Here is a 25,494-nt window from a genome sequence, read left to right as displayed (position 1 = left end):
CCACCCAAAAACCACCCCCAAAACCCAAAAACCAGCCCCGTGAACCCCATCACACCAACCAACCCACCCAACCACCCGCCGTCGAACACCCACCTGAGCGAGGATCCGCACCCAACCCCGGGGGATGTGAGCGAGCATCCGCACCAAACGGTCGGGATGTGAGCGAGCATCCCCGACCAAACCCGGGGGATGTAAGCGAGCGTCCACACCCAGCCACGGGGAACGTGAGCGGGCGATAAACACAAAAAGGGCCGGCAACCATAACGGTTGCCGGCCCTTTCAGAGCTTCGTGATTACCAGGAAGACTTGGTGATGCCCGGGAGCTCACCGCGGTGAGCCATGTCGCGGAAGCGAACACGGGAGATACCGAACTTCTGGAGCGTGCCGCGGGGACGGCCGTCGATCTGGTCGCGGTTACGCAGACGGATCGGGGAGGCGTTGCGGGGCAGCTTCTGCAGGCCGAGGCGTGCAGCTTCGCGTGCTTCGTCAGTCGCGTTGGGGTCTACCAGGGTCTTCTTCAGTTCGAGACGCTTGGCAGCGTAACGCTCAACAATGACCTTGCGCTGCTCGTTGCGAGCAATCTTGGACTTCTTTGCCATGTGTTTAGCGCTCCTCTCGGAATTCGACGTGCTGGCGGATCTTGGGGTCGTACTTCTTCAGGACCAGGCGGTCCGGGTCGTTACGACGGTTCTTGCGGGTTACGTAGGTGTAACCGGTGCCCGCGGTGGACTTCAGCTTGATGATCGGACGTACGTCCTTGTCCTTTGCCATTAGAGCTTTACTCCTCGTGCCAGGATGTCGGCTACGACTGCGTCGATGCCGCGTACGTCGATGGTCTTGATGCCACGGGCCGACAGGGTCAGCGTGACATTACGGCGCAGGGACGGAACCCAGTAGCGCTTCTTCTGAATGTTCGGGTCGAACCGACGCTTGTTGCGACGGTGCGAGTGCGAAATGCTGTGTCCAAAGCCCGGCTCGGCTCCGGTCACTTGGCAGTGTGCTGCCATGACTCTCCTCCAAAGATTGAATGTAACGGCGTGCAGATGTTCCTGCGTTGCCGTGCGTCAGGCAGTGTCCGCATCCGGTCCACACCATTTCGGTAGTTTCCGCATCAAGTGCGGCGAAGAAGGCTGGCCACAAGACCGCAATAACTCAGGTCCTGGGATACCGGGCGAATACAGGAATGCACGCAACTTGAGCCCCTAACTACCGGCCACCGGGACATCAGCAAGACTGACTGTCACCACCAACCGGAGCAATTGCACACGATCCGCACTACCTAGCGCCTAACTATTCTACGGGTCAGGCGAAATTAAGACCAATCCGGCATCATACGCCCTCAAAAGCTCTTTCACAGCAGAATGAAAGGAAGCTTGGCGAGTCTTGGAACATGACCTCGTTCCCAGCCACAGATTACAGCGTGGACAGCCCCGCCCCGGCGGTCCCGCGGACGGCACCTGCCGCCGTCGAACGTTTCCGTCCGCAAGCACGACGGCGGCTGGCCCGCGCCGATGTCCTGGGTTTCGTCGGGTGGTTGTCGCCGGTTGCGGCAGTATCGCTGTGGCTTGCCGACGGCGGTGCCAGCGGCTTCGCCTCGTTTGCGGCGACCATGACGTCCTTGGGCATTGTCGCCGGACTGATCGGCATGGACCTGGTGCTGCTCATGCTGTTGCTCGCAGCCCGGATTCCCTTTGTCGACAACGCGATCGGCCATGACCGCGCCCTGGAGGTCCACAAGAAGCTGGGCAAACCGGCGCTCTATCTGCTGCTGGCCCACGGACTGCTGATCGCCATCGGTTATGGCGCCGCGGAGGGCCTGGACCCGATCAGCGAATCGGTCTCCTTGTGGGTCAACGTCCCTGACATGTGGCTCGCGTTCGTCTCCCTGGCCCTTTTCATCGCCGTGGTGGTGACCTCGCTGGTGGCCGTACGCAGGAGATTCCCCTACGAATTCTGGTACGCGATCCACCTGCTGACTTATACCGCCGTGGGCACCGCCATTCCGCATCAGTTCAGCGTGGGCGGGCTGTTCGCGGAGGGCACGTGGCAGCGCTGGTATTGGCTGGCCATCTGCATCGCGACCGGCGGCGCACTTGTCCTCTACAGGGTTTGCCAGCCGTTGGTGGCGACGTTCCGGCACCAGCTCACAGTGAGCCGGGTGGTTCGGGTTGCACCGGATGTCTTCAGCATCGAGATGACGGGCCTGCAGCTTGAGCGCCTCTCGGGAGCCGGCGGCCGCTTCTTCTTCTGGAGGTTCCTCGCTCCGGGGCATTGGTGGCAGCCACATCCTTTCAGCCTGTCCGCGGAGCCGGTGGTCGGCGTCGAGGGCGCAACAGGCAAAATACGCATCACCGTCCGGAACCTCGGGGATGGCTCGGCCAGACTCGCGGGGATCAGGCCCGGAACCAAGGTTGCCATCGAGGGACCCTACGGCATGTTCAGCACGGCAGCCCGCACGCGGAACAACGTGGTGATGATCGGCGCCGGAATCGGCATCACGCCGTTGCGGTCGCTCCTGGAGTCCACCCCCTTCGAACCCGGCCACGCCACGGTCCTGCTCCGGGGCCATGACGAGTCCGAGCTTTTCCTGGGCAAGGAAATCATGGACCTGTGCCAAGCACGCGGCGCTACCCTCTTCCATCTCACGGGGCAACGCTCGAGCGGCGCCCACCCATGGCTTCCCCAGTCTGCGGTGGCGGCCGGGTTCAGCATCGACTCCTACGTCCCGAGGATCGCCGCGGCCGACGTGTATGTGTGCGGCCCATCGCAGTGGGCTGCCTCAGTCATCCAGGACGTCCGGGCCGCGGGTGTCCCCGCGGAACAACTCCACTACGAAAGGTTCGACTGGTGAGAATAAGGGCAGCCATGGCAACCGCGCTGGCGTCGGCGGGCATCCTGTTGGCTGGCTGGCAGTCGGGCGCGCACGTCGCCGATACCGGCTCAACCACCACTACCAGCCTGAGCAGCAGCACCACGAATGGTGGCGCCGCCCGTGGCAGCACAGGAACGACGACGGCGGCAACGTACGACGGCGCGTCGGTCCAGACCCGCTTCGGTACAGTCCAGGTCCGGGTGACAATCCAGGGCGGCAAGATCACGGAAGTCACGGCACTGCAGCTCACCGACGCTGAACGTAAGTCGGCCCAGATCAGCAGCCGCGCTGCCCCGGTGTTGCGTTCGGAGGTACTGCAGGCACAGTCGGCCAACGTGCAAACCGTCAGCGGCGCCACGGTGACCAGCGACGCCTACCTCACCTCCCTGCAGGCAGCCCTCGATGCAGCCAACTTCTAGTAGTCCGCAGCTCCGGGCCCGGACGTTCCACAGCATGGGCACCGTGGTGAGCCTGACCCTTGCCGGCATCCGCTCCGCGCAGACTGCCGCTGACGAGCTCGAGTCAGCTGCCGCCGTCGTCGAGGATACGTTCACCCAACTGGACCTGACCTTCAGCCTGTACCGGGACGGTTCCGAGGCGAGCCGGCTGGCCCGTGGGGAACTGACGCTGGCCTACGCGTCGGAAGTGATGCGGGACCTGTATGCAGAAGCGGCGGAATGGCGGTTGGCGACCGATGGCGCGTTCACGGCCGAACGTCCCGACGGGGTGTTGGACCTCTCCGGAATCGTGAAGGCGCACGCGGCGCGGGAAGCCGCTTTGTCGTTGGAGGCGCTCGGTTTGAAGGACTGGTGCCTGAACGCCGGCGGGGACGTGCTGGTGAGTGGCTCGCCAACGCCGGAGACGCACGAGCCGTGGCTCGCCGGGGTGGTGGATCCCCTTGATCGACAGGCCCTGCTGCTCACGTACCCGCTGGGCACGCGGCGTGCCCTGGCGACGTCAGGGTCCGCTGAAAGGGGCCACCACATCTGGGCGGTTGGTGGCGCGGCGCCGGAGTTCGAGCAAGTTTCCGTGGCGGCAGGCGACATCGTGACCGCCGACGTCCTTGCCACGGCCATCGTTGCCGGCGGAACGAGGACACTGGACCAGGCCGTGGAAAAGTGGGGCGTGGAAGTGATCGCGGTAGGTCGCGACGGATCCTTGCTGGCTACGCCGGGATTCAGGGAAGCGGCTTGATCAATTCCGCGTACTTCGGGCTGAGACCGTCGCCGGAGGAGACGCCGCGGAGACGGCGGGACACCCACGGAGCGGCCGACTCACGGATCCAGCGTGCGTTGGCCTTCAGGGTCTCCACCCGGTTCAACAGCCGGACGGGGGCGAGCTCGGGAACTTCCATCACGTGCTCGTGTTCCAGGACATCGAGCACGCGCTTGGCCATGTTGAGATGGCCAGCTGTGGACATATGCATCCGGTCTTCGCCCCACATACGCCAATCGTCGTACTCATCGAACCGCCAGTAATCCACCAGCAAAGCGCCGTGGTCCTCGGCGATCTCGCGCACCAGTTCGTTGTAGATTGCCGTGCGGCCCCGCATGGTGCTGAAGACTTTGGAGCCTTTGGCGTCAAAGCCCGTGAAGAGAAGTACGGTGGCTCCGGTCGCGCTTAACTTGGCGATGCCGGCGTCGTACTCCTCCAACAGCGAGTCGATATCGATCCTGGGCCGCAGGATGTCGTTCGCGCCGGCGTAAAGGCTCACCAAGGTGGGCTTCATGGCGACGGCGGCATCCACCTGTTCCGTCATGATCTGGCGGAGTTTGCGCCCGCGAATGGCAAGGTTGGCGTAGCCGAACCCCGGATTGCCCAGGGCGAGTTGCGTGGCCACCACGTCAGCCCAACCGCGGACCCCGTTGGGGCGTGTGGGATCGTCGTCGCCGACGCCCTCAGTGAACGAGTCTCCCAAGGCCACATAGCGGGCAGAAAAATCCATGCCGCCAGTTTGCCACTTCAGCGCCCACAGCCCCAAAGCCCGGTGGAACCGTTAGGAATCGCGGAGAATCCAGTGGTTGTTATCCAGCCGGGCGACGATCTTTTCGCCGATGCGCGCGAGATCGGCGACGTCCTCGGGACTCAGTGAATCAAGCATCAGGGTCCGTACCGATTCCACGTGCGCTGGGGCCAGCGAAACGATGGTGGACATACCGGCCTCGGTCAGGTGCGCAACGGTCACCCGGGCATCTCCGGGGTGCGCCTGCCGTTCCACCCAACCGCGTTTCTGCAGCTTGGTAACAACGTGGGAAAGCCGCGACAACGAGGCACTGGTACGGGCAGCGAGCTCGCTCATGGGAAGGTATCGGCCCTCAGTTTCGGAGAGCATCGCCAGCACGTTGTAGTCAAAGAGGGACAGCTTGCCGGCGGACTGAAGCTGGGTATCCAACGCCGAGGGGAGCAACGTGTTGATGCTCAGCAGGGCCAGCCAGGCGCGGCGCTCGTCGGCGTTCAGCCAGCGGGGTTGATTCATGGGTCCATCTTATGAGAATCCGCTGGCTTGGTAGCTCCCAGCACACTGCCCTGGCGATAGGCTGACGGCATGTTCGTAGTCTCCTTGACCTACAAAGTTCCGGACGAAATCGTCGACTTCCACCGTCCAGGCCACATGGCCTGGCTTAAAGCAGCGTTCGACGACGGCATCTTCCTCGCGTCCGGACGTCGCGTACCAGCCACGGGAGGCGTCCTGCTCTCCAAAGTGGACCGGGAAGCCCTGGACGCCTCCTTGGCACAAGACCCGTTCTACAGCAACGGCGTAGCCGACTTCGAGATCATCGAATTCACCGCCACCAGCGTCGCCGAGGGCTACGAGAACCTGCTGGACAGCTGAGCTTTCCGGCTTGGTGCCGGTTGCAAGCCTGAAGGTGCGTGTTAGTGGCTGACGAGTTGCTGGGCTCGCTGGTGGGAGACCCCCAGGACGGCCCCGATATCGCGGACAGTAACCCCTTGGCGCTTGAGCACCATCGCGGCCTCGTGACGTTCCCGCGCTGACGCTGCCTTCAGCTCGTCAGCCTTGGCAGCCAACTCCGCAGCAGCCCTGAGGTGCTCGGTGACTTCGGGTGCGTCAAAGGTGATCTGGACTTCGAAATCCGTTTCGGGGCGGCCTGTAAGCAGGGACGCCAAGTCACGCACCATCTCCGGGATTTCCGACACGGTTCGGGCCTGCGTGGTCAGACCTTCGATCTGGGTTGATTCCAGGAACCAAAGCCGGCCGTCGCGGCTGGCTGTTACTTCGAGCTTCACTTGGTGTCCTCTCCCTTGGCTTGCTTCATGATTTCCTTGGCCAACTTCTCACCAATCTCATTGTGGCGAGGCACAAACGTTGTATTACCGCCGATGGTGACGCGGGTATGCCTTCCGCCTTCTTCGGCGCTGTAGTCGACGCCGAGATCTTTCGCAGTGCGTTTCAGCTTGCTCAAAAGATCCCGGCGCTTCATCATCATTGATTCAGTCTATAGGCCACTAGACATGCCTGTCTAGTGGCCTATAGACGCATGGTTATTGGGCTGCTTCCCTGTCCTCCACGAGCTTCTTCAAGCCCCCTTTTCGGGGGACTTTGACCGGTCGGGGCCAGCGCGGCTGCAGCGAATCCCCCAACGTCACTCCGCGCAGCTTGCGGCCGAACAACGGCACCACCCAGTCGTTGACCCAGCGGCGTTGCCGGCGTTCCCATTCACGGAGGGTCAAGCGCGAGGGCGGTTCCCATTCCTTGGGCGAAATCTTATGGGGGACGTTGAGGTGGTCCAGGACCTGGGCAGCCAGGTATTTGTGCCCGGCCTTGGACATGTGGAGCCGGTCCGGGGCCCACATCCGCGAATCCTTGTAGGCATCGAAGCACCAGTAATCCACCAGCACGGCACCATACTTGGAGGCGATCCCGCGGACTCGTTCGTTGTATAGGGTGTTGCGCCGCTTGAAAGGCTCAAGGACAGCCGAGACCTTGACGTCGAAACCGGTAAACAGGACTACGGTTGCGCCCGTTTCACACAGCCGGGCAACCAGGAGTTCGTAGTCATCCAGGAGCGCCTCCATGTCGGTGCCGAAGTCCAGGATGTCGTTCCCACCGGCATAGACCGTGATCAGCGTCGGCTCCATGTCGAGGGCCGGCTGCAGTTGCTCGTCGATGATGTGCCGTAGCCTCTTGCTGCGTACGGCAAGGTTGGCATACTCCCAGCCGGGCTGTGCCTTCGCCAGTTTTTCGGCCACCCGGTCGGCCCAGCCGCGGACCCCATTGGGCAGGATCTTGCTCGGGTCCCCCACGCCCTCGGTGAAGGAATCCCCGATGGCGACGTACCGCCGTCGAACGTTTTTTCCGTCCCCGAAATCCTCACGCACCCTCCGGACGGTACGCGCCGCCGGTTAAGCCCGTACCAACCCAAAGTGAACAGGTGAGCGAGGGATGCGTCCAAGCGGTAGGGATGTGAGAGAGGGTCAGCCTTCCGCTTTGCCCCGCCGCCAATACCCCATGAACGCAACCTGCTTCCGGTCGATGCCAACATCGCGCACCAGGTAGCGCCGCATTTCCTTGATCACGAACGCCTCGCCGGCAATCCAGGCGTAGAACGGCAGCGCACCGGCGGGCAAGGTGGGGTTCTTGGTGGCCTCGATGGCCGCTGCGTCCATCCGCTGCGGGGTTTCCCAGAGGATGTCCTGGTCCACGTTGACGTCTTCGGGCTCCGGGCCGGCAGCGCTGTCGGTTCCCTTGAGACCCACCCATCCCGGAACGGGAACAGCCTTGGCAACAGCTTCCTTAAGGAGTTCACCATGCGGACGGGAGCGTCCGATGGCTGCGCCGCGGGCAAGCCAGGTGATCTCGATGTCGGCCGCGGTGGTGATGTCCTGGAAATCAGCTGCCGACGGCACCTCGAGGAAAGCATGGCCGGTCATGTCCGCGGGCAGGCTCTCCAGGATGGCGCTGATGGCCGGGACCGCGGTTTCATCGCCCGCGAGCAACACACGCTGGGCCAACCCCGGGCGCCACTCGATGCCGCCGTAAGCACCCGCGGTGGTGCACTGCGCGGCGCGGTTGTTGGGACCGATGATGGTCAGGGCATCTCCGGGCTTCGCGGCAACGGCCCAGTTCGCGGCAGGACCACCGTTGCCGTGCTCATCGAAGTGCATCACGAAGTCGATGTCGATCTCCGGGTACACGGCATCAAGGCGTTCCGACCGGACTGTATAGGTGCGCATGTCGCCGCGCACCGACGGATCCATGGCAAGCCATTCCTTGTACCAGCCGGCGTCCTCCATTTTGAAGGGCGGCAGTGGAAGGGCGTTGCCGTCGGCGTCGAAGGACGGGATCATCAGCTTCACGCGAAGGTCCAAAGTGTCGCCCGCAACCCCGAAACCACGCAGCGAATAGCCACCGAACGTGATCCGGCGGAAGTTCGGGCTGAGCTCCTGCACGGCCGTCACGGTGACGTCGAAGGCGAGGGTCATGGGCTCCACGGCGGCACTTGCGGTGGCCTGTGTCGGTTGTGCACTCATGATGCGATCTCCAGTTCCTTGGTTCGTGCGGGCTGTGCGTGGTGCCGGCCAATCGGGACGATCAGCGGTGTTCCTGAAATGGGGTCCGGAACCACGCGGGATTCCAGGCCGAAAACGTTGAATACCAGTTCCTCGGTGACCACCTCGATGGCGGGTCCCTCGGCAACGATGCAGCCGCCCTTCATGGCGATCACGTGATCGCCGTAGCGTGCTGCCAGGTTGAGGTCGTGCAGCACGATGGCCACTGTGGTGCCCCGGCTGCGGTTGAGGTCCGTGACCAAGTCCAGGACCTCCACTTGGTGGGCAAGGTCCAGGTACGTTGTGGGCTCGTCGAGCAGCAGGACGTCGGTTTCCTGGGCCAGGGCCATGGCGATCCATACACGCTGGCGCTGTCCGCCGGACAGCTCGTCGATGCTCCGCTCAGCGAGTCCCAGCGTGTCGGTGGCATCGAGCGCGCGCTGTACCGCGGCGTCGTCGTTGGCGCTCCAGTTCCGGAAGAAGCCCTGGTGCGGGTACCGCCCACGGCCCACGAGGTCCCGCACGGTAATGCTGTCGGGGGCGGTGGGGTGCTGCGGCAGCAGGCCCAGGGTACGGGCAAGTTCGCGGGCCGGACGGGTGTGGATGTCCTTGCCGTCCAGCGTCACGGCGCCGCCGCTTGGCTTCAGGAGCCGGGACAAACCGCGGAGCAACGTGGACTTTCCGCAGGCGTTGGCACCGACGATCATGGTGACTTTGCCTTCGGGGATCTCCGTGGAGAGTCCCTCAACAACCTTGCGCTGCTCGTATTGCAGCGTCAGGTCCTTGGCATGAAGGAGGGCCATGTCAGGCTTCCTTTCGGTTCGACGTGAGGAGGAGCCAGAGCAGGAACGGTGCGCCGAGGGCGCCGGTGATGACGCCGACCGGGAGGACTGTTCCGTCCAGGACCACCGGCGCGATGTTGGAGGCAAAGAAATCGGCGGCCAACACGATCAGCGCACCCGTTAGGGCCGACGCCGGAAGGCTCGGTTTGCGCACGATGCGGCGGGCGATCGGGCCGGCGAGGAAGGCAACGAAGGCTACCGGACCGGCAGCGGCGGTTGCGACGGCGGCAAGTCCGACGGCGGTCAGCACCAGTCCCAGCCGGGTCGCGTTGACCCTGATGCCCAGTCCGGCAGCGGCGTCGTCGCCGAGTTCGAGGATGCGCAACGGGCCGGCAAGGGCAATCACAGCGGGGATCAGGATGAGCAAGGAGACCGTCAGGACGCCCGCCCGGTCCCACGTCGCGGAGTTCAATGAGCCGTTGAGCCAGATAAGGGCGTCAGCTGCGGTCCGGATATCGGCCCGGGTCATGAGGAAGTTGACCACTGCGTGCAGGGCTGCGGCGATGCCCACCCCTGCCAGGATGAGGCGGTTGCCCGCAGCGTTGCCGCGGTTGCCGCCTGCGCCGGAACCCGTGCTGCGGGAAATCGCGTAGATGATGGCCGCGACCCCGAGCGCACCGCCCAGGGCTGCCCCCGACACCACGGCTCCGGAAGCACCGAAAACCGCAATGGCCGTCACGGCGGCCGCGCTGGCACCATAGCTGATGCCGATGATGTCCGGGCTCGCCAACGGGTTGCGCAGCATGGTCTGGAAGAGCGCTCCGGCAAGTCCGAAGGCTATGCCGATCATGGTTCCCACCACGGCGCGGGGAAGTTTGTGCTCCATGACGATGAAGCTGGCGCCCGGGATTTTCTCGCCGCCGGTCAAGTGGTTGATGACGATCGTGAAGAAGTCCGGGATGGTCACCGTATAGCTGCCGAGGAGCACATACACGCCAAACATCACCAGGAGCGCGAGGGCCAGGAAGAACGTGGGGCTCACTGCGCGCCGAGTTGGCATTTGATGATGATGTTTGCGGCCAGCATTGTCATTAACTGCCAACTCGCGTGCGGATTTGAGGGCACTCACAGTCCGGCCCCCTTTCCGCGACGGATGAGCCAGACGAACACGGGTGCGCCGACGATCGCGGTCATGATGCCGGCGGGGACTTCGCCCGGGAGGAGGACTACCCTGCCAATGATGTCGGCGGTGATGAGCAGGATAGGGGCCGAGACCAGGGAGAACGGGAGGATCCAGCGGTAATCCGGCCCTGTCAGCAAGCGAACGGCGTGCGGGATCACCAAGCCAAGGAAGCCGATGGGTCCGGCCAGCGCAGTCGCGGAGCCACACAGGAGCACGATGCCCAGCGCCGTGACTCCACGGGCCAGCCCGACGTTCTGGCCCAGGCCGCGGGCAATATCGTCACCCAGGGCCAGGCTGTTCAGGACGCGTCCTGCGCCCAACACAATGAGCGCACCAATGGCCAGGAACGGCAGCGCGGGCAGCAGCACGGACCAGTCGCGCCCGCCGATGCTTCCCACCTGCCAGAAACGGAAGCGGTCCAGGGTGTCCTGGCTGGAAACAAGGATGACGTTCATGAGCGAAAACAAACCCGCACTGAGCGCCGCACCCGCCAAGGCGAGCTTGACCGGCGTCGCACCGTCACGTCCTCGGGAGGCAATGGCATAAACCACGACGGCGGCTGCTGCGGCGCCGATGAAAGCGAACCAGATGTAGCCGGTCAGCGAACCAATGCCGAACACGTAAATTCCAACGACCACGGCCAGCGCGGCCCCGGCGTTGAGGCCCAGGATGCCGGGATCGGCAAGGGGGTTGCGAGCCACGCCCTGCATGGCGGCACCGGCCAGGCCCAGTGCGGCCCCGGCCAGCAGGCCAAGGACAGTCCGGGGAATGCGGGCCACCACCACGGCGTGGTTGCCATCTGCAGGATTGAAGTGCGTGATGGCTTCCCACACGGTGTTCAGGGGAAGGCCGCGGGCGCCGATCGCCAGGGAGGCGGCGCTCACCGCGGCGAGTACGACGACGGCGACCAGCAGCCAGGCGGTCCGCTTGGCTGCGCTGCGCGGCCGGGTTCCCCGTCCGGCCACGTCGCTGCTACCGGGCGCGATGCCTCGCTGGTTACCCGGCACCGAAGTGCCACCAACCCGCCCCACGGTAGCCGCCGTCGTCGTACTCAGTTTCATTGCGGTTACTTGCCCGCCACGTCAGCGGCCTGGCCCAGCTGGGGCAGGAACTTGTCCAGCGCCCACGGCAGGCTCAGCGGCGAAGAAGCGGAGATGGAGAGCGTCAGGGTCTGGTCCGAATCGGCAACCAGGGCGCCCTTCTTGATGGCCGGGATCTGGCCCAGCAGCGGGTCGGCCTTGATGGCGTCGGCCGTTGCGGCTTCCGGAACCCAGGTAACGAAGATGTCGGAGGCGAGTTCGTTGGCCTTCTCAGCGGACCACGGGATGAAGAATTCCGTGTTCGACTTGGTGTTCTCCGTGACCACCGGGGCCAGCTTCATGCCGATCTCGGAGAGGAAGCGGGGGCGGTTGTCGATGGCGGTGTAGACGTTGGCGCCGTCGCCCTTGGCGGGCTCGAGGTTGCCGTAGATGAAGGTCTTGTCCTTGATCTGCGGGTACTTGGAGACCTTGTCCTTGATGGTGGCTTCGGTGTCTTCGATCAGCTTTTTGGCTTCGGCTTCCTTGCCCAATGCCTTGCCGATCAGGGTGGTGCTTTCCTGCCACGGGGTGCCGTAGGCCAGCTCCGGCTGGGCCACGACGGGGGCGATCTCGCTGAGCTTCTTGTAGTCAGCCTCTTCCAGCCCGGAGTAGGCGGCCAGAATGACGTCCGGGTTGAGCTTGGCGATCTCGGTGAAGTTGATTCCATCGGCCTCGGAGAACTGGACCGGGGCCTTGTCCGTACCGAACCCGGCGCCGAGCTTCTCGAGGGCTGCGTCCTTCCACGGCGTGGAGCCCTTGTCGTTATTGCCCCACTCGTTCTTCGGAACGCCGACCGGCACTACGCCCAGGGCGAGGGCGACGTCGTCGTTGACCCACGAAACGGTGACAACACGCTTGGGCTGTTCATTGATGGTGGTCTCGCCGAAGACGTTCTTGATGGTGACGGGGAAGGCGGCGGACTCAGCCTGCTCAGACGCCGGCGTCGAGGTGGCCGGACCAGTGGAGCAGCCGGTGAGGGAAAGGGCGACGGCGGCCAAAGCGGCCGTCGCGGTACCTGCGGTCTTGAGCAGGGCGCGGCGTGGAAGAAGGGAAGCCACGGGACTCCTTAGGTAAGTGATGCGAACCTAAGTAAGGCTAGCCTACCCTCCGGATAATTACGAAACGTTTGCGTCACGTAATCACCGCACCCTGCAACGCGGGGTCACTTATGGCCCATGTTCGGGGCTTCCATGGGCCATAAGTGACCCCGCGTTGCTTTTTGATGGGGTTAGGATGTTGAGGGCGGACTACCGCTTCTTTGAAAACGACGAGGGGATGAGCGTGCGCACTTCAGTTGCTGCAGCCATGGTTGGCGAGGTGGCCGTTTCGGCCTGCTTGGCACGCCCCGTTGCGTCGGAACCAGCCAAGTAGCGCTCAGGAAATACCAACACAATGTTGGGCTTCTTTTGGCGTGCCCTCTTCGGTGACCGACGCTTCAGTGCCACCTGCAGCGCCAGGCGCGCTGCCGACGTCGACCATTTTTCGAAAGAAGCATTGCCATGCAGAAAATTACGGCCCAACAAATCCGTTCATCGTTCATCAACGCCAGCCGCTCAGAGGCAGCCAAGGCCAACCTTCCGCGTGATTTCGACACCCTCGATTGGGAAAACCTCGAGTTCCTGGGCTGGCGCGACGAGAAGATGCCCCAGCGCGGCTACCTCGTAGTTCCCTATCGGGGGAAGCTCACAGGGATCATGCTCCGTGCGCCTGAGGGAGGGTCCGGCAAGAAGCGTGTGGTCCTCTGCGAACTGTGCCGGGACGTGTTCTCCAAGGACGACGTCTACCTCTGGGTTGCGAGGAAGGCCGGGCAATCCGGCAAGGACGGCAACACTGTGGGCACCCTGATCTGCGCCGAGTTCGGTTGCAGCGCCAATGTGCGCAAAGAACCGCCGGTCAATGAGATCAATCCGGACCCTGCAGCCGTGGTCCTGAAGCAGATCGCGGGACTGGAGTCCCGGACCGTGCAGTTCCTGGACCGGGTCCGCAGCTAGAGCAAAGCAACGCGGGGTCACTTATGGCCCATAAAGGGGCTCCCAAAGGGCCATAAGTGACCCCGCGTTGCTCCTAGCGGAGGACGATATCGACCGGGTTGGCTTCGGAGCGCCAGGCTCCGGGCTCACCCTGCCCGGAAATGACCGGTGCCGTGAGAACGCCGGAACGGTTGGTGCGCTTATCCCGCAGGATCTCCGTGACTGAGCCCAGGTGCCGGGAGAGGTCGATCACGTTCTCCGGGGCGGCCAGCAGCAACTGGAAGCCAAACTCGTGAAGCGCCTTGATGCCTGCGCCCGCGAATTCCTCGGACGCCAGCACAAAAGCCTCGTCCATCATCACTGTGCCGTACGTGGTGAAGCCTTGCTCGGCGATGCCCAACTGGTAGCTCAATGCCGCCGCCATGATGAACGCGGTAAACCGTTGACGCTCACCGCCGGACATCGAGCCGGTATCGGCATGCATGAACACTTCGGTCTTCTTCTTGCCTGCTTTGCTGTTCTTGCCCGGTGCCACCTCGCGGTGTTCCTTGCACTGGATGAAGACGTGCCCACGAACATCCAACACTTCAGCACGCCAGCGTCGGTCCTCGGGTGTCTGGGATCCGAGCCGCTTCACCAGGGTTTCCAAGGACTTGTAGCGGGCGGTGAGCTCGGCGTCGTCGTCGGTTTCAGTCGAACCGGCGGCGGCGCCGCGGGACGGCCGCGTGTGCTTGGTCTTCAAGGCGTTCTGGATGGCGTCCTTGAACACCTTGGCCGTTGCGGGCAGTGTCTGTTTGATGTCCAATTCCAGGAAGCTGCCCTCGTGGAAATTGACCTCCGACAAGATGCCGTTGAGGGGAAGGATGCGGCTGGTGATGCTGCGCCGCTCCTCATCCAGCAAGTGCAGGAGGGTGCTGAAGGACTCGTGCGTGCGCTGGTTAAAGAACAGCCGGAACTCGGCCTCCTGCGCGGGCAGGCCATCGCTGACGATTGCGTGGTAGCGGGCCTCGAAGTCCCCGGCCGCGGCGATCGAAGTGCCGTGGTCGGCGCTGATGGCGCTCCCCCAGTCGCGGACGAAGGCCTCGAACATGCGGGTCAGCCGTTCGGCGGTGGCCTGGCCCCGGGATTCCGCAGCGTGCAGCTCGTCAAGGAGCTTGTTGCGGACACTGTTGGCCAAGTTGTCCAGCTCGTGCAGTTCGGAAACGTCCGCGGCGCCGGCAAAGTACGGTTCCAGCGCCGTAACGGTGGAGGCCGACGGCGGTGACTGCTCAAGCTTGAGCCTCGCCGCGTCGAGGAGGCCGTCAGCTGTGGTCATCTGATGATCGAGCGTTTTGTATTCGCTCTGCAGCACAGCCGCCACACCTGTGGAGGACTGGTGCTTTTCGCGGACCGCCTCAATGTTGGCACGCAACGGTTCAAGGTCGGCCTGGGCTGCCAGGGCATCGACCAAGCGTTGCTCAATCCGGGCCAGCTCCTCGGCTGCAACATCGGCGGAAACCTGCTCCCACGGCCGCTCATCTTCAGCCACGCGACGCAGGGCCTCCAGCTGGCGTGCCATACCCTGGTGCGAATCCTCGCGGCTTTGCGCCAACTCCGCGGCCTTTGCAAGCTCGTTTTCCAGCTCGCCAACGCGGGCCGCCACCAGCTCCAGCTTGGAGGCGTTGTCAAAGCCCAGAACGTAGTCCTGCCGGCTGGTGAAGCGATCGTCCTTCTCCACCGTGTGCCGGTTCCGCTTGACCACGCCGCCCAGGCTCAGGCCCTTGTCCATCGCAGCGAGCTCGTCCGGGTTTTCGACGCACGGGTAGGCGAAGTCGAGGGCGATCCGCTCACGGATCCATTCACCGGCGTCGGCGTTCGCGCCCGAGGTGAGGATGCTCAGCTTGGTCAAGAGCTCGCCGTCGGACACGTCCTCCACAGCCAGCGCGCCACCGGCGAGCGGCTTGGAAACATCCACCGCGCGCAGCGCGCCGCGGACAGTGTTGTCATTCAAATACCGTGTCACGGCGGCGAAGTGCTCCCCGGGAACCAGCAACGTGGTGGCAAGGTTCCGCAGGGCCCTTTCGGCGGCAGGGCGCCACTGGTCCTGCCCCTCGGCGAGGTCGATCAGCTCGCCACCGAACGGCATCCGCTCTTCGGGAACGCCCGTGGCGGCCGCAATGGCGGCCCGGTTCTCAATGCTCGACGGCGGCAGCAAAGACTTGCGCGACCGCAGGGACAACAGCTCCTGCTGGGCCGCCGCAAGTTCCCGCTTCTTGGTTGCGTGGCCATCGAAAGCCTCGAAGCGGAGCTCCTTCAAGGCCTCAGAATCGTCCTTCAACTCGATCGAGCGGGCCGCCGCCTGCTCATGAGCCTGGTCCCAGCCCTCGGCCGACCATTCCAGGTTCAACCCGGCGTCCGTCAACGCCTTCTTTGCCGAATCTTCAACCTGCTTGCGCAGCTTCAGGCCCATTTTGGCGTTTTCCAGAGCCTGCTCAATGGCCGAAATGGCGTTGCCGCCCCGGTTGTTGTAATCCAGCTCGAGGTCGCGCAACTCCTTGGCCAAGGCGTCACGAACCACGCGCTCCGCTGCAAGCTCCTGCGCCTTGGACTGCGCCAGCTCCTTGAAACGGGCCAGTGTCTTGGCATGGACCGTGACGGCGAGCTGCTGCCTGTAAGCCTCGAACTCCTCGCCGGCCAGCTCGCGGAGGCGGTTCGCGTCCAGCAATGCCTGCGCGTACTCCTTGTTGAGGGCCGGCACGGGCGCCAACTGGTCGCGCTGCAGCCGGACATCCTCCAGCCGTTGCCGGATGGACATCAGGTTGCTGAATTCCTCCACCACATCGTCCGCAGCGGCCAAGGTAGCCGGGGCGTCCAGGACCTGGTCACGGAAGAACGTGTTGACGCTGCCACCCAAGCCCTTGCCCGCCTGGATCACGCGCAACAACGGGAGTGCTTGGTCGGAGTTGATACCGAGCAAGCGACGGAACCGTTCAGCAAACGCCTTGTGGACATCGAAGACCTGGCCGTCAGGGAAAATCCCCTCCAGAGCGCCCTTGGTAAACCTCTTCTGCGCGATCCCCTCGATCGCCTCGAGATCCAGCGGCTTGCTGTCAATCACATAGAAACGCCCGACGCTGGACTCCGTCCCGTTCTTTGGCAGGTCGAACAGCGCCGAAATCGTCACCTTCGTGCCGGCGGCGTTATCAAACGTCAGGGCGACGGCGGACCACGTGGCACCGGGGCGCTGGAAGGCACTGGCGGAGCTGTCCCCTACCGCCTTATCACCAACCTTGCCGCGCATGTAGGTAAAGGTGGTTCTCTTGTCCTCCACAGCCCCGCCGGCACGCTGGGCAGCGGCCTCATTGGAGCGCGGACGGGCATCGAAAACGCGAAGCATCGCATCAAAGAGCGTCGACTTGCCCACGCCCGAGTTACCGGTCAGCAGCGTCCCCTTGCGGTCCACGTGCATAGTGTGGGCGCCATGGAACGTACCCCAGTTGACCACCTGGACCAGTGCCAGGCGCATCTGGCCGGGGTTGGTCAGTTCGCCGAGCGGGAGCATGGTTGCGATCGTCACTTGTGTGTCCCGTCAGTCGTGGTTGCGTCCGCCTGCGCGATGGATGCCGGCCCCGCCCCTTCGCCGCGCAGCTGATCTTCGATCAGCTCTGCGCGCGGCTTCGACAGGCCCGATGCCACTCCCGGTCCGGCATCCATCGCTCCGGCTTCGGCTCGCACGTCACCGTCACCGTCGTCGTCCGTGTCCTCGTTCGCATCGGAGAGCTCCAGCAGCGGCTCCGTGCCGGATTCGTCTGTTCCCACTGCAACCAGGGCTTCGATGTGGGCCGGGATGTCGCCAATGTTTTCGAACGGGAGGGCCAGGGGGAGGGCGTTGCTGATCGTGTAGCTGTCGTCCAACGGGGTGGGGAGGAGAAGTTGGCGCGCGAGGAGTTTGGTGATCGTGCGGGTCACGACGTCGGAGTCGCGCAGGGCATCTTGCTGGCCGGCCGGGGTGTAGTTGGCTACGAGGTCGGAGATCTCCTCGCGGGTGATCGTGGGGTCGGTCTGGGCTGTGACATGGCGGTCAAGGAGGAGGCGCAGGCGGAGCAGCACGATGGTTTCCACACGGCTGAGGGCCCGTTGCTGGCGGAGGATGCTGGAGCGGGAGCTGGCCCCGATGATGTCCGGATCAACCGGCCGAAGCACGGCGATCTTGCGGTCGTGGTCCAGTTGCAGGGTAAGGAAGAGCTCGGACAGGCGACTGCGGAGGATCAACTGGTTGTCCAGAAGGGTGGTCCACAGTTTTTCGTCACGGCCACCGTCAATGTAGGGACCCTTGAGGAGCTTCACCAGGGCATGGCGGACCTTCATGGGGAGCACGCCGGTATCGCCCGGGAAGAGGGCGGCGCCGTCCACGAAGGTGTCCCGCGGCGTGATGCGGAAGGGGTCGGCGTGCGTGCCCCCGGTCCCGGCTTCAACGACGTCGGCCGACTCTTCGGTGACCTCATCCTGGCCGGCGACCTCATCCGGGCCGGCGACGTCCTCCTCAAAGGTGACGTCCGTCGTCGTGATGTCCTCAGTCATTGGAATCCTCATTCAGCGTGACGACCGGCAGGTATGCCGTGCGGATGCTGCCGTCGATTTGTTCGAAGTCGATGTGTTCCCATGCGGCGCGGTCGAAGGCTGCGCCGCCCTGAAGCGCCAGGGACAGGAGGGTCCGGACGCTGTTGATGTGCCGCTCTTCGGCCGGCAGGTTTTCCCACGCCTCACCAATGGTCGTCGAACCCGCCATGGCGGCACGCACGACGGCGGGCCTCGCCTTGCCGGTGCGGGCGGAACGAACCCGGTCCGAGTCGCTGAAGGCGATGGGGTCGGCCAGCCGTGGGGGTGTTGCGAATTCGTCCGGGTCAAAGAGCTTGACCATGGCAAGCGATTCAAAACCCGCGTTGAACAGCACAGGTCCGGGAACCAGACCTGGCCTGTCACGCTCGTAGGGCAGGGAACGGATGGCTTGCTCGGCCTCGGCCAGGACCTTGCGGAGGCTGACCGACTGCCGGATGTCGTCGCTCTGGATGTAGGTGTTGAGGCTCTCGGAGAGCTTGCCGTAAATCCGCTGGATCTGACTGTGCTGGTAACGCAGTTCGGCCACGAGGTTCTTCAGCGTTTCGCGGTCCTCGTGCGACAGATCATCCGCGAACTGCCGGCTGAGGACCTCGCCGATGGCCGAGCGGAAACGAAGCTGTTGCTGCGGGTCCTCCAGGAAAGCGGTGAAGGAACGGAACGTGCGCCCTTCGGGACTCTGCCGCAGCCGTTTGTCCGCTTCCAGGACCTGTGCCATGGTGGCACCCTTGCTAAGGGACTCCTCGATGATCTGGTTGCGGAGTTCACCCACCAGTTCCTCGATGCGGTCGCGCATCTTCTTGTAGTCCGCGGGAAGGCTTGCGGCCAGGTCGAGGATGTTGCCGGCGGCTTCCACGGCTTCTTCGTCATCCAGCAGGCCGTCGAATTCGCCGGAGCTGATGTCCTCCACAAGCTGCTGGCGCTCCTGGATTTCCTCTTTCAGGGCTTCCAGGCGGGCGCTCTGGTCCGGGTTGGTTTCGTTGGCGAGCTTCTCAACATCGCCCAGCAGGGTGCCCAACCGGGAGCCGTTGAGCGTGGAACGTTCGCTCGAAAGGCTGTCGAGGAACGCAAGCACGCGGGCCGCCGGCTCCGTGACTTCGTAGACGATCTGGCCTGACTGGTTGCGTCTCGTCAGGAACTGCTTGCGCGTCCATTCATCGCCGAAAGCCTTGCCGTTTTGCTGCCCGCCGAGCGCGGGATCCTGGCGACGGAGCTGCTCAAGGAAAGCGTCGACGTCGGCATGGAACTCTTCGAGCGGAAGCTGCGGCCTGGTGCGGGTGAAGGAGGCCTGGAGAACGGCGATGACCCACGGCGCCGATCGCGTCAGTGCCCATGCCGGGCCCTTCGTCAGCTGTTCGAGGTCGCGGAGCCTCGCGCCTATGGCATCGGCCGAGGACATGGCTGAACGGGACAACTACTCTCCTTCAGCTGCTGCGAAACCTGGCTGGCAGCGGAAACTGCCCCGTACAAGGTTAACGCAGAGCGTCGAGGCGGCGTCGAGCGGCCCGGAAGTGCCGCCGTCGGGCGTCTTCCGCAAGGGGGGCCGCAACCATTCCGTGACTTACCCTTCGGTACTGTTTCGATCGCATATCAACGCCCGAATGGCGCGCGTCAGCGCTGGTCGGAAAGCACCCCCGCCCCTAATGTCAGATCATCGACGCAACGACGCCGCGTCGAACCACGCAACGTCGCTCCGGGGGGAACCATGGATTTCGATGTCACTACGCTTGAAACAGGCACGTACGTAGTTATTGGAACGCTGTTCTTCGCTGTCATTCTGGCTGCTTTCATTGCGGCCGCGGCGATGGCAACGATTGTTCTTATCGGCGCCATGGGCATGGTCTGGTACACCGTCAAAGGTGTCTTGGGCGGCCTTGTCCACGGCATCAACTTTGCGTGGGACCGCTTGGTTCACCACGCCGGACAAGTGGAGATTCCGGCAGAATTCCAGCCGCAGGTTTCCTCTGGCACGGGTAGCTACCCGCGGGTAGCATTGAGGGACAGCTGAAGGGTTCCCACCCACGGCGGACCCTGGCTCCATCACCGGCACAACCGGTTAAAGGAGTTGTCCCATGACGTCCGCTACTGACAACAGCCTCACCGCTGCCAGCGTCAACGCCACAGCAGAGGAAGCCCGCGCCGTCGCCGAAGCCGCGCGCGACACCGAATGGAACCGGCCCAGCTTCGCCAAAGGCTTGTATCTAGGCAGTTTCGACCTCAGCCTGATCCACCCTTGGCCGCAAGCCAAACCTGACGACGTGGAGCGCGGCGAAGAGTTCATGACCCGCTTGCTCGCGTTCGCCAAGACGCTGTCCGGCCGGGTCATTGAACGCGACGCCCGGATTCCGGACGAGTACCTGGCAGGACTGGCCGAACTTGGCGTGTTCGGGATGAAAATCCCGCGCGAATACGGCGGCCTGGGCCTTTCCCTGGTCTATTACGGCCGGGCGCTTGCCCTCTTGGGTTCGGTCCATCCAAGCCTGGGAGCGTTGATTTCGGCCCACCAATCCATCGGCGTTCCGGAGCCGGTCAAGGAGTTCGGCACGCCGGAACAGAAGAAGGAATACCTCCCCCGCTGCGCCGCCGGCGCCATCACGGCGTTCCTCCTGACAGAGCCCGACGTCGGCAGCGACCCCGCGCGTATGGGCGCCACTGCCGTACTGTCCGACGACGGCGGTTCTTACGTTTTGGACGGCGTGAAACTTTGGACCACAAACGGCGTCATCGCCGAACTCGTGGTGGTCATGGCCCGCGTTCCCGCTCACACCGACGCCGACGGAACCGAGCACAAGGGCGGGATCTCGGCGTTCGTTGTGGAGATGGACTCGCCCGGCATCACGGTGGAGAACCGCAACGCCTTCATGGGGCTGCGCGGCATTGAGAACGGTGTGACACGTTTCCACCAGGTGCGTGTGCCTGCCGCCAACCGGTTGGGCCGCGAGGGCCAAGGGCTCAAGATCGCCCTGACCACGCTCAACACCGGGCGCCTGTCCATCCCCGGCCTGTGCGTAGCCGCCGGGAAGTGGAGCCTGAAAATCGCCCGCGAATGGTCCAACGCCCGCACGCAGTGGGGCCGGCCGGTGGGCAAGCACGAGGCTGTCGGCAAGAAAATCGCGTTCATCGCTGCCACCACTTTTGCTTTGGAAGCCGTATTCGAGCTCTCTGCCGAGATGGCCGACGCCGGACAGAAGGACGTCCGCATCGAGGCCGCCTTGGCCAAGCTGTGGTCGACCGAACTGAGCTGCCGGATTGCCGATGAGCTGGTGCAGATCCGTGGTGGCCGGGGTTTCGAAACAGCCGACTCGCTGGAGGCTCGTGGCGAGCGGGCAGTCCCGGCCGAGCAGCTGCTCCGCGATCTTCGTATCAACAGGATTTTCGAGGGCTCCAGCGAGATCATGAAACTGCTGATCGCCCGCGAGGCCGTGGACGCCCACCTTGCCGCAGCCGGTGACTTGGCTTCGGTGGATGCGAGCCTGCAGGACAAGGCGCGGGCCGCCGTCGGGGCTTCAGGGTTTTACGCGAGGTGGCTGCCGAAGCTTGTGGCCGGCGCCGGCATGGACCCGCGGTCCTACGCCGAGTTCGGGCGACTGGGCAAGCAGCTGCGGTTCGTTGAGCGGTCCTCGCGGCGGTTGGCGCGGCAAACGTTCTATGGGATGGGCCGTTGGCAAGCCAAGCTCGAGTACAAGCAGGCGTTCCTGGGCAGGATCGTGGACATCGGGGCGGAGCTGTTCGCCATGGCGGCGTGCTGCTCACGCGCCGAGGCACTGCTGCGGACCCATCCTGAACAAGGCGCGGCCGCTTTTGAGTTGGCCGAGGCCTTCTGTGAACAGGCCCGCGTGCGGGTTGACGAATACTTCGACCAGCTGTGGAGGAATACCGACGACGGCGACCACGACCTCTCGCGCAAGGTCCTGGCCGGCGACTACACCTGGTTGGAGGCCGGGATACTCGATCAGTCCGAAGGAACCGGTCCTTGGATCGGCGATGCCGCACCCGGGGCATCAACGAAGGAGAATCTCCACCGCAAGTATCGGTGAACTACTGCCGGACGTCCCCGTCCACGTAGTACCAACGCTTGTCTTCCCGCACAAAACGGCTGATTTCGCGCTGGACTCCGCGTTCGCCGTCGGACCTGTAGTGGGCTGCGAACTCAACGGTCCCCGCGGAGTCCAGTGGTCCGCCGTCGCTCGTGCCGAGGATGTCCAACCGGCGCCATTCAAGGTCCGGGTCGAGGTCCATGGAGGCAGGTCGGGTACTCGAATGCCACGTGCGGATCAGGTACTCGGGGTCAAGAACCACGAATGCTGAGTACCGGGAGCGCATGAGCTGCTCAGCGGTGGGCGCCTCAGCGTCACCACGATGGAAACGGCCACAGCAATCGATGTACTGCTCGCCGGAAAGGCAGGGGCATGCGCCGTTGCGGAGCCGGGTGGTATCAGGAGTCACGACGGGCCAATCCGGGTTGGAAATGAGAGCTGGGCAACATATTTTCCCATGGCAGATAACAGCTTCGAAACAACCCTGTCGGAGCGGGCCTCGACGCGTGATTCCGTCGGTGCCGGACCTTAGGCTGGATAAGCAAGTTGGTGGGCACTGCGCGCATCGCAAAACGACGGCCAGGGGAGGCTAAGTGGAGGATCCGACAACACTCGCCATCAACCTGACGTATTTGGGGACGCTGGGCCTGGCAGTGCTGATGTTCCTGGGCCTCGGGCTGATCATCATCATCACCTTGGTGGTTGCCGGAGTGGGTCGGCTGATATCCGTCATTCTCCTGGCGTTGATCGGGATCTTCCCCAAGAAGGACAACACGCCCATCGTGCACCTTCCTCCGCGGCCGGGTTACGCCCCGGATCCCTCCTTCGACGAGGCCGGAGATTTGGAACCGGAGGCGGCGCCTGTCGCTGTACCGGCCGGCGTTGCTGCGCCGGCCGTCGCGGAGCCTGTGGCTACTGCCGCCACCGCTGCGGCTCCCGCGGCCACCGCTCCCACCGCTCCCACCGCTCCCACCGCTCCCAAGCGGGACCTGCTCGGAGGGGCCCGCCGCAAGATCTCCGGTGCTTCTGCAGCCGTCAAGGACGGTGAATGGAAGAGCAAAGTGGATCCGCGAAAGCTGCCCAAACCGGCGGAGGTCAAGTCAGCGGTCGAGCACCAGACTGCGCACCACCCCATCGTCGTGGCAGCAACCAAGGAACCGCCCGTACTCGCCAAGGATTGGGCCGACGCCGTTGCTGAAGCAGACCGCCGCGAAGCCGAGCGCGCCAAGGCCCAACAGCCGCCGCCCATCAAGGTGACGGTCCGCGACCTCGACGAGCCCGCGCCGTCGTCGAACGGCCAGAAGCCAGCGGACGCAGCCGGTGGCGGGAACCCCGCAAAGCAAGCCAGCCCGGCGAACCCCGCGAAAACAGCCAGCCCGGCGAAAAAGCAGGGCCCCGGCGCTTCCGCACAAGGAAAGCCCCAGGGTCCTGCCCAAAAAAATCCCGGCCAAAAAGGTTCGCTCAGCGGCGTCGCCCGCAACTCCTAGCGGACCCGCAACTCCTAGCGGCAGCGGCTGGTTTTAGGCAGCCAGCTGACGGAACGCGGCGCCGTGGTAGATCAGGGGCTTGGACTCGAGGTTGACGTTGATTGCCTTGACTTCGAGAACCACGATCGCGTGATCACCGGCAGGTGCTTCAGAGACGATTTCGCATTCGAAGCCCAGCACCGCGCCGTCGATAAGCACAGCGCCTGAGTCGCTGACGCTGGTATCGAGACCGGCGAAGCGGTCCCGTGTCTTCGATGCCAGCTGGAGTGCGTGGGCCTCCTGTCCCTCTGCGAGGACAGAAACGCCAAGCCGCTGGGCCTGCCGAAGCTTGGGCCAGGTGGTGGAGGAGTTCTGTACCGCGAACATGACCAGCGGCGGCTCGAGCGAAACACCCACGGTAAAGGACGACGCCACCAGGGCTTCCGGCGTGAAGTCCACCATCGCACTGAAGGCTGCCACTCCCGACGGGAACTGCGCAAAGGCCGCCTTGATGGCCGCCGTTTCTTCCACTGTGGTCTGTGTCATCCCGCTGTCCCTTTCGTGCGTTTCGTAAGTTCCTTTCCCATAATTCACGTGCTTGGAGGAACAGCAATATTTGTTGATTCGCAAGTCATTTGTGTTGCCGTGTGTCAAGAAATGTCGCGAAGTGTGGCCCCTTCCGTTACTCCGCAAGACGAAAAACGAAGAACTTCTACCATTTGCGTTTCTGCCCCACCCCGCCGTGTGTAGCCTCGATTGAACATCCTGTCCATGGCCAACGCCCCCGGCTTGGACAGCAAGCACTATCCCTCCACAGGAAGCCGACATGAGCCTCAACGAGCTACGAACGCTTGGACGCACTGGCGCCCTGATCAGCCCGCTCACGCTGGGTACCCTGAACTTCGGCACCGGCGCCGCGCCCACGGGACCGGCAGAAAGCATCCGGATCATCAAGGCGGCCCTTGATGCAGGTATCACCAGCATCGACACTGCCGACATCTACTCCCAAGGCGAGTCCGAAACCGTCGTTGGCCAGGCCATTCACAGCCGGCGCGACGACGTCTTCCTCGCCACCAAATTCCACGGCCAAATGGGTTCCAACCCGGCGCACGCCGGCAACTCCCGGCGCTGGATCGTCCGTGCCGTGGAGGACAGTCTGCGACGACTGAACACCGACAGGATCGACCTCTACCAGGCGCACCGTCCGGACTACAACACCGACCTGCTGGAAACCATTACTGCCCTCAACGACCTCATCCGCCAGGGCAAGATCCTGTACTACGGCACTTCCGTGTTCAGCCCTGCCCAGTTGGTCGAAGCCCAATGGATCGCCAACACCAACCACCTGACCCCGCCGGTAGTGGACCAGGTTCCCTATTCCCTCCTGGTCCGCGCCAACGAACGCGACGTCCTGCCCATCACCCAGCAGTACGGCGTCGGGGTCTTGAGCTACGGTCCGCTCGACGGCGGCTGGCTCGCCGGCGGCTACCGGGTTGGCGCCGGGCAGCCCGAGAGTTCGCGCTTCTCGGCACTTCCCGGACGCTTCGACGTGACCGCACCCTTCAACCAAGGAAAGTTGCATGCGGCCGAAGCCTTGGCCCAGCTCGCGACGCGGCACGGGTTGACCCTCATCCAGCTGGCGGTTGCTTTTGCGTTGAACCACCCTGCGGTGACCAGCGTGATCATCGGGCCACGGACCGAGGACCACCTGACGGATTACCTGAAGGCGGCCGATGTGGTGCTCAGCGAGGCAATCCTCGACGAGATCGACGACATCGTTGCCCCGGCCGTCAACTTCCTGGAACGCGACGCCGGCACGGTTGCCCCTCACCTTGAGTACCCGGAACTACGACGCCGGTAGCCACCTTCCGTTGTGAGGCCGCCTTTGCGCCCTAAACCCACGCTTTGGCGCGCAAAGCAGGCCTCACAACGAGCTATTGACGGGTCTCTGCCGTGGCGTGATCCTTGAGCTAAGTGCTGCGGCACTCCGCAGCGTTTCGC

At 64.0% G+C, this 25,494-nt stretch carries 27 protein-coding genes; 9 read left to right on the top strand and 18 right to left on the bottom strand.

Annotated elements, in window-relative coordinates:
• Positions 1 to 293 precede the first annotated feature (293 nt).
• The 3 genes from rpsN to rpmB are packed head-to-tail and all read right to left on the bottom strand — an operon-like array spanning position 294 to position 1,007.
• Complete coding sequence (gene rpsN, locus PQ627_RS14855; RefSeq protein ID WP_011776360.1) at positions 294 to 599, bottom strand: 30S ribosomal protein S14; 306 nt, start codon at positions 597 to 599, stop codon at positions 294 to 296.
• Positions 600 to 603: 4 nt separating this feature from the next.
• Entirely contained in the window at positions 604 to 771 is a 168-nt protein-coding gene (gene rpmG / locus PQ627_RS14850; RefSeq protein ID WP_003798558.1) for a 50S ribosomal protein L33, read from the bottom strand.
• Entirely contained in the window at positions 771 to 1,007 is a 237-nt protein-coding gene (gene rpmB / locus PQ627_RS14845; protein ID WP_144662315.1) for a 50S ribosomal protein L28, read from the bottom strand. Before rpmB ends, rpmG begins: the two co-directional genes overlap by 1 nt.
• 383 nt (positions 1,008 to 1,390) lie before the next feature.
• Between rpmB and PQ627_RS14840 the strand changes: the two genes are divergently transcribed.
• The 3 genes from PQ627_RS14840 to PQ627_RS14830 are packed head-to-tail and all read left to right on the top strand — an operon-like array spanning position 1,391 to position 4,066.
• Entirely contained in the window at positions 1,391 to 2,851 is a 1,461-nt protein-coding gene (locus tag PQ627_RS14840) for a ferredoxin reductase family protein (protein WP_274262214.1), read from the top strand.
• A gap of 14 nt (positions 2,852 to 2,865) precedes the next feature.
• Positions 2,866 to 3,291, top strand: a complete 426-nt coding sequence (locus PQ627_RS14835; protein ID WP_274262212.1) for an FMN-binding protein — start codon at positions 2,866 to 2,868, stop codon at positions 3,289 to 3,291.
• A 34-nt stretch (positions 3,292 to 3,325) separates the two neighbouring features.
• Positions 3,326 to 4,066 carry an FAD:protein FMN transferase gene (locus PQ627_RS14830; RefSeq protein ID WP_274262254.1) on the top strand — a complete coding sequence of 247 codons (741 nt, stop codon included), beginning with the start codon at positions 3,326 to 3,328 and terminating at the stop codon, positions 4,064 to 4,066.
• On the opposite strand, the gene PQ627_RS14825 is transcribed toward PQ627_RS14830, so the two are convergent.
• Both PQ627_RS14825 and PQ627_RS14820 read right to left on the bottom strand, forming a co-directional pair.
• Positions 4,050 to 4,817 carry an SGNH/GDSL hydrolase family protein gene (locus PQ627_RS14825; RefSeq protein ID WP_274262210.1) on the bottom strand — a complete coding sequence of 256 codons (768 nt, stop codon included), beginning with the start codon at positions 4,815 to 4,817 and terminating at the stop codon, positions 4,050 to 4,052. The genes PQ627_RS14830 and PQ627_RS14825 overlap by 17 nt on opposite strands.
• A gap of 51 nt (positions 4,818 to 4,868) precedes the next feature.
• A complete protein-coding gene (locus tag PQ627_RS14820; RefSeq protein ID WP_144662307.1) occupies positions 4,869 to 5,348 on the bottom strand; it encodes a MarR family winged helix-turn-helix transcriptional regulator in 480 nt (159 codons plus the stop codon).
• Positions 5,349 to 5,417: 69 nt separating this feature from the next.
• On the opposite strand from PQ627_RS14820, the gene PQ627_RS14815 reads away from it, so the two are divergent.
• On the top strand, positions 5,418 to 5,705 hold the full coding sequence (locus PQ627_RS14815; RefSeq protein WP_274262209.1) for a YciI family protein: 288 nt from the start codon (positions 5,418 to 5,420) through the stop codon (positions 5,703 to 5,705).
• A 41-nt stretch (positions 5,706 to 5,746) separates the two neighbouring features.
• Here PQ627_RS14815 and PQ627_RS14810 read toward each other — a convergent pair whose 3' ends face one another.
• The 8 genes from PQ627_RS14810 to PQ627_RS14775 form a co-directional block, all read right to left on the bottom strand.
• Complete coding sequence (locus tag PQ627_RS14810; RefSeq protein WP_144662303.1) at positions 5,747 to 6,118, bottom strand: hypothetical protein; 372 nt, start codon at positions 6,116 to 6,118, stop codon at positions 5,747 to 5,749.
• Positions 6,115 to 6,318: a type II toxin-antitoxin system HicA family toxin gene (locus PQ627_RS14805; protein ID WP_222120645.1), complete on the bottom strand. Its 204-nt coding sequence runs from the start codon at positions 6,316 to 6,318 to the stop codon at positions 6,115 to 6,117. The genes PQ627_RS14810 and PQ627_RS14805 overlap by 4 nt, the downstream gene beginning before the upstream one ends.
• 55 nt (positions 6,319 to 6,373) lie before the next feature.
• The gene (locus tag PQ627_RS14800) at positions 6,374 to 7,210 is read right to left on the bottom strand and encodes an SGNH/GDSL hydrolase family protein (RefSeq protein WP_144662302.1); all 837 of its coding nucleotides are present in this window, start codon (positions 7,208 to 7,210) and stop codon (positions 6,374 to 6,376) included.
• Between the two features lie 96 nt (positions 7,211 to 7,306).
• Positions 7,307 to 8,362 carry a siderophore-interacting protein gene (locus PQ627_RS14795; RefSeq protein WP_144662300.1) on the bottom strand — a complete coding sequence of 352 codons (1,056 nt, stop codon included), beginning with the start codon at positions 8,360 to 8,362 and terminating at the stop codon, positions 7,307 to 7,309.
• A complete protein-coding gene (locus tag PQ627_RS14790) occupies positions 8,359 to 9,183 on the bottom strand; it encodes an ABC transporter ATP-binding protein (RefSeq protein ID WP_274262205.1) in 825 nt (274 codons plus the stop codon). Before PQ627_RS14790 ends, PQ627_RS14795 begins: the two co-directional genes overlap by 4 nt.
• A 1-nt stretch (position 9,184) precedes the next feature.
• The gene (locus PQ627_RS14785) at positions 9,185 to 10,222 is read right to left on the bottom strand and encodes a FecCD family ABC transporter permease (protein WP_274262203.1); all 1,038 of its coding nucleotides are present in this window, start codon (positions 10,220 to 10,222) and stop codon (positions 9,185 to 9,187) included.
• 65 nt (positions 10,223 to 10,287) lie between these two features.
• On the bottom strand, positions 10,288 to 11,406 hold the full coding sequence (locus PQ627_RS14780; protein ID WP_274262201.1) for a FecCD family ABC transporter permease: 1,119 nt from the start codon (positions 11,404 to 11,406) through the stop codon (positions 10,288 to 10,290).
• A 5-nt stretch (positions 11,407 to 11,411) separates the two neighbouring features.
• The gene (locus PQ627_RS14775; protein ID WP_274262199.1) at positions 11,412 to 12,482 is read right to left on the bottom strand and encodes an iron-siderophore ABC transporter substrate-binding protein; all 1,071 of its coding nucleotides are present in this window, start codon (positions 12,480 to 12,482) and stop codon (positions 11,412 to 11,414) included.
• A 441-nt stretch (positions 12,483 to 12,923) separates the two neighbouring features.
• Between PQ627_RS14775 and PQ627_RS14770 the strand changes: the two genes are divergently transcribed.
• Entirely contained in the window at positions 12,924 to 13,415 is a 492-nt protein-coding gene (locus tag PQ627_RS14770) for an FBP domain-containing protein (RefSeq protein ID WP_274262196.1), read from the top strand.
• Positions 13,416 to 13,488: 73 nt separating this feature from the next.
• Here the strand turns inward: PQ627_RS14770 and PQ627_RS14765 are convergent, their stop codons facing one another.
• From PQ627_RS14765 to PQ627_RS14755, 3 genes are read right to left on the bottom strand one after another with little or no spacing between them, the layout of a single operon-like run.
• Positions 13,489 to 16,950 (bottom strand): ATP-binding protein, encoded by a 3,462-nt coding sequence (locus tag PQ627_RS14765; RefSeq protein WP_274262195.1) that lies wholly within the window; start codon positions 16,948 to 16,950, stop codon positions 13,489 to 13,491.
• Positions 16,947 to 17,954, bottom strand: a complete 1,008-nt coding sequence (locus PQ627_RS14760) for a DUF4194 domain-containing protein (protein ID WP_274262193.1) — start codon at positions 17,952 to 17,954, stop codon at positions 16,947 to 16,949. The genes PQ627_RS14765 and PQ627_RS14760 overlap by 4 nt, the downstream gene beginning before the upstream one ends.
• Positions 17,947 to 19,404 carry a DUF3375 family protein gene (locus PQ627_RS14755; RefSeq protein WP_274262192.1) on the bottom strand — a complete coding sequence of 486 codons (1,458 nt, stop codon included), beginning with the start codon at positions 19,402 to 19,404 and terminating at the stop codon, positions 17,947 to 17,949. Before PQ627_RS14755 ends, PQ627_RS14760 begins: the two co-directional genes overlap by 8 nt.
• 291 nt (positions 19,405 to 19,695) lie before the next feature.
• Between PQ627_RS14755 and PQ627_RS14750 the strand changes: the two genes are divergently transcribed.
• Positions 19,696 to 19,998 (top strand): hypothetical protein, encoded by a 303-nt coding sequence (locus tag PQ627_RS14750; RefSeq protein ID WP_274262191.1) that lies wholly within the window; start codon positions 19,696 to 19,698, stop codon positions 19,996 to 19,998.
• A 64-nt stretch (positions 19,999 to 20,062) separates the two neighbouring features.
• Positions 20,063 to 22,027: an acyl-CoA dehydrogenase family protein gene (locus tag PQ627_RS14745; protein ID WP_274262189.1), complete on the top strand. Its 1,965-nt coding sequence runs from the start codon at positions 20,063 to 20,065 to the stop codon at positions 22,025 to 22,027.
• Between the two features lies 1 nt (position 22,028).
• Here the strand turns inward: PQ627_RS14745 and PQ627_RS14740 are convergent, their stop codons facing one another.
• Positions 22,029 to 22,436 carry a YchJ family protein gene (locus tag PQ627_RS14740; RefSeq protein ID WP_274262187.1) on the bottom strand — a complete coding sequence of 136 codons (408 nt, stop codon included), beginning with the start codon at positions 22,434 to 22,436 and terminating at the stop codon, positions 22,029 to 22,031.
• A gap of 184 nt (positions 22,437 to 22,620) precedes the next feature.
• On the opposite strand from PQ627_RS14740, the gene PQ627_RS14735 reads away from it, so the two are divergent.
• Entirely contained in the window at positions 22,621 to 23,514 is an 894-nt protein-coding gene (locus tag PQ627_RS14735) for a hypothetical protein (RefSeq protein ID WP_274262185.1), read from the top strand.
• A 33-nt stretch (positions 23,515 to 23,547) separates the two neighbouring features.
• On the opposite strand, the gene PQ627_RS14730 is transcribed toward PQ627_RS14735, so the two are convergent.
• Complete coding sequence (locus PQ627_RS14730; protein ID WP_144662274.1) at positions 23,548 to 24,039, bottom strand: flavin reductase family protein; 492 nt, start codon at positions 24,037 to 24,039, stop codon at positions 23,548 to 23,550.
• Between the two features lie 280 nt (positions 24,040 to 24,319).
• Here PQ627_RS14730 and PQ627_RS14725 point away from each other — a divergent pair, with 280 nt between their 5' ends.
• On the top strand, positions 24,320 to 25,354 hold the full coding sequence (locus PQ627_RS14725; protein WP_144662273.1) for an aldo/keto reductase: 1,035 nt from the start codon (positions 24,320 to 24,322) through the stop codon (positions 25,352 to 25,354).
• The last annotated feature ends 140 nt before the right edge of the window (positions 25,355 to 25,494 follow it).

This window comes from Paenarthrobacter sp. AB444, assembly GCF_028736865.1.
Classification (GTDB): Bacteria; Actinomycetota; Actinomycetes; order Actinomycetales; family Micrococcaceae; genus Arthrobacter; species Arthrobacter nicotinovorans_B.
Note: the sequence above shows the minus strand (reverse complement) of the source record. Positions and strands in the feature narration are given on the sequence as shown.

Coding starts and splice junctions, on each gene's coding strand:
- rpsN (WP_011776360.1), bottom strand. CDS start 599: ATGGCAAAGAAGTCCAAGATTGCTCGCAACGAGCAGCGCAAGGTCATT.
- rpmG (WP_003798558.1), bottom strand. CDS start 771: ATGGCAAAGGACAAGGACGTACGTCCGATCATCAAGCTGAAGTCCACC.
- rpmB (WP_144662315.1), bottom strand. CDS start 1,007: ATGGCAGCACACTGCCAAGTGACCGGAGCCGAGCCGGGCTTTGGACAC.
- PQ627_RS14840 (WP_274262214.1), top strand. CDS start 1,391: ATGACCTCGTTCCCAGCCACAGATTACAGCGTGGACAGCCCCGCCCCG.
- PQ627_RS14835 (WP_274262212.1), top strand. CDS start 2,866: ATGGCAACCGCGCTGGCGTCGGCGGGCATCCTGTTGGCTGGCTGGCAG.
- PQ627_RS14830 (WP_274262254.1), top strand. CDS start 3,326: ATGGGCACCGTGGTGAGCCTGACCCTTGCCGGCATCCGCTCCGCGCAG.
- PQ627_RS14825 (WP_274262210.1), bottom strand. CDS start 4,817: ATGGATTTTTCTGCCCGCTATGTGGCCTTGGGAGACTCGTTCACTGAG.
- PQ627_RS14820 (WP_144662307.1), bottom strand. CDS start 5,348: ATGAATCAACCCCGCTGGCTGAACGCCGACGAGCGCCGCGCCTGGCTG.
- PQ627_RS14815 (WP_274262209.1), top strand. CDS start 5,418: ATGTTCGTAGTCTCCTTGACCTACAAAGTTCCGGACGAAATCGTCGAC.
- PQ627_RS14805 (WP_222120645.1), bottom strand. CDS start 6,318: ATGATGATGAAGCGCCGGGATCTTTTGAGCAAGCTGAAACGCACTGCG.
- PQ627_RS14795 (WP_144662300.1), bottom strand. CDS start 8,362: ATGAGTGCACAACCGACACAGGCCACCGCAAGTGCCGCCGTGGAGCCC.
- PQ627_RS14790 (WP_274262205.1), bottom strand. CDS start 9,183: ATGGCCCTCCTTCATGCCAAGGACCTGACGCTGCAATACGAGCAGCGC.
- PQ627_RS14785 (WP_274262203.1), bottom strand. CDS start 10,222: ATGCCAACTCGGCGCGCAGTGAGCCCCACGTTCTTCCTGGCCCTCGCG.
- PQ627_RS14780 (WP_274262201.1), bottom strand. CDS start 11,406: ATGAAACTGAGTACGACGACGGCGGCTACCGTGGGGCGGGTTGGTGGC.
- PQ627_RS14770 (WP_274262196.1), top strand. CDS start 12,924: ATGCAGAAAATTACGGCCCAACAAATCCGTTCATCGTTCATCAACGCC.
- PQ627_RS14760 (WP_274262193.1), bottom strand. CDS start 17,954: ATGACTGAGGACATCACGACGACGGACGTCACCTTTGAGGAGGACGTC.
- PQ627_RS14750 (WP_274262191.1), top strand. CDS start 19,696: ATGGATTTCGATGTCACTACGCTTGAAACAGGCACGTACGTAGTTATT.
- PQ627_RS14745 (WP_274262189.1), top strand. CDS start 20,063: ATGACGTCCGCTACTGACAACAGCCTCACCGCTGCCAGCGTCAACGCC.
- PQ627_RS14730 (WP_144662274.1), bottom strand. CDS start 24,039: ATGACACAGACCACAGTGGAAGAAACGGCGGCCATCAAGGCGGCCTTT.
- PQ627_RS14725 (WP_144662273.1), top strand. CDS start 24,320: ATGAGCCTCAACGAGCTACGAACGCTTGGACGCACTGGCGCCCTGATC.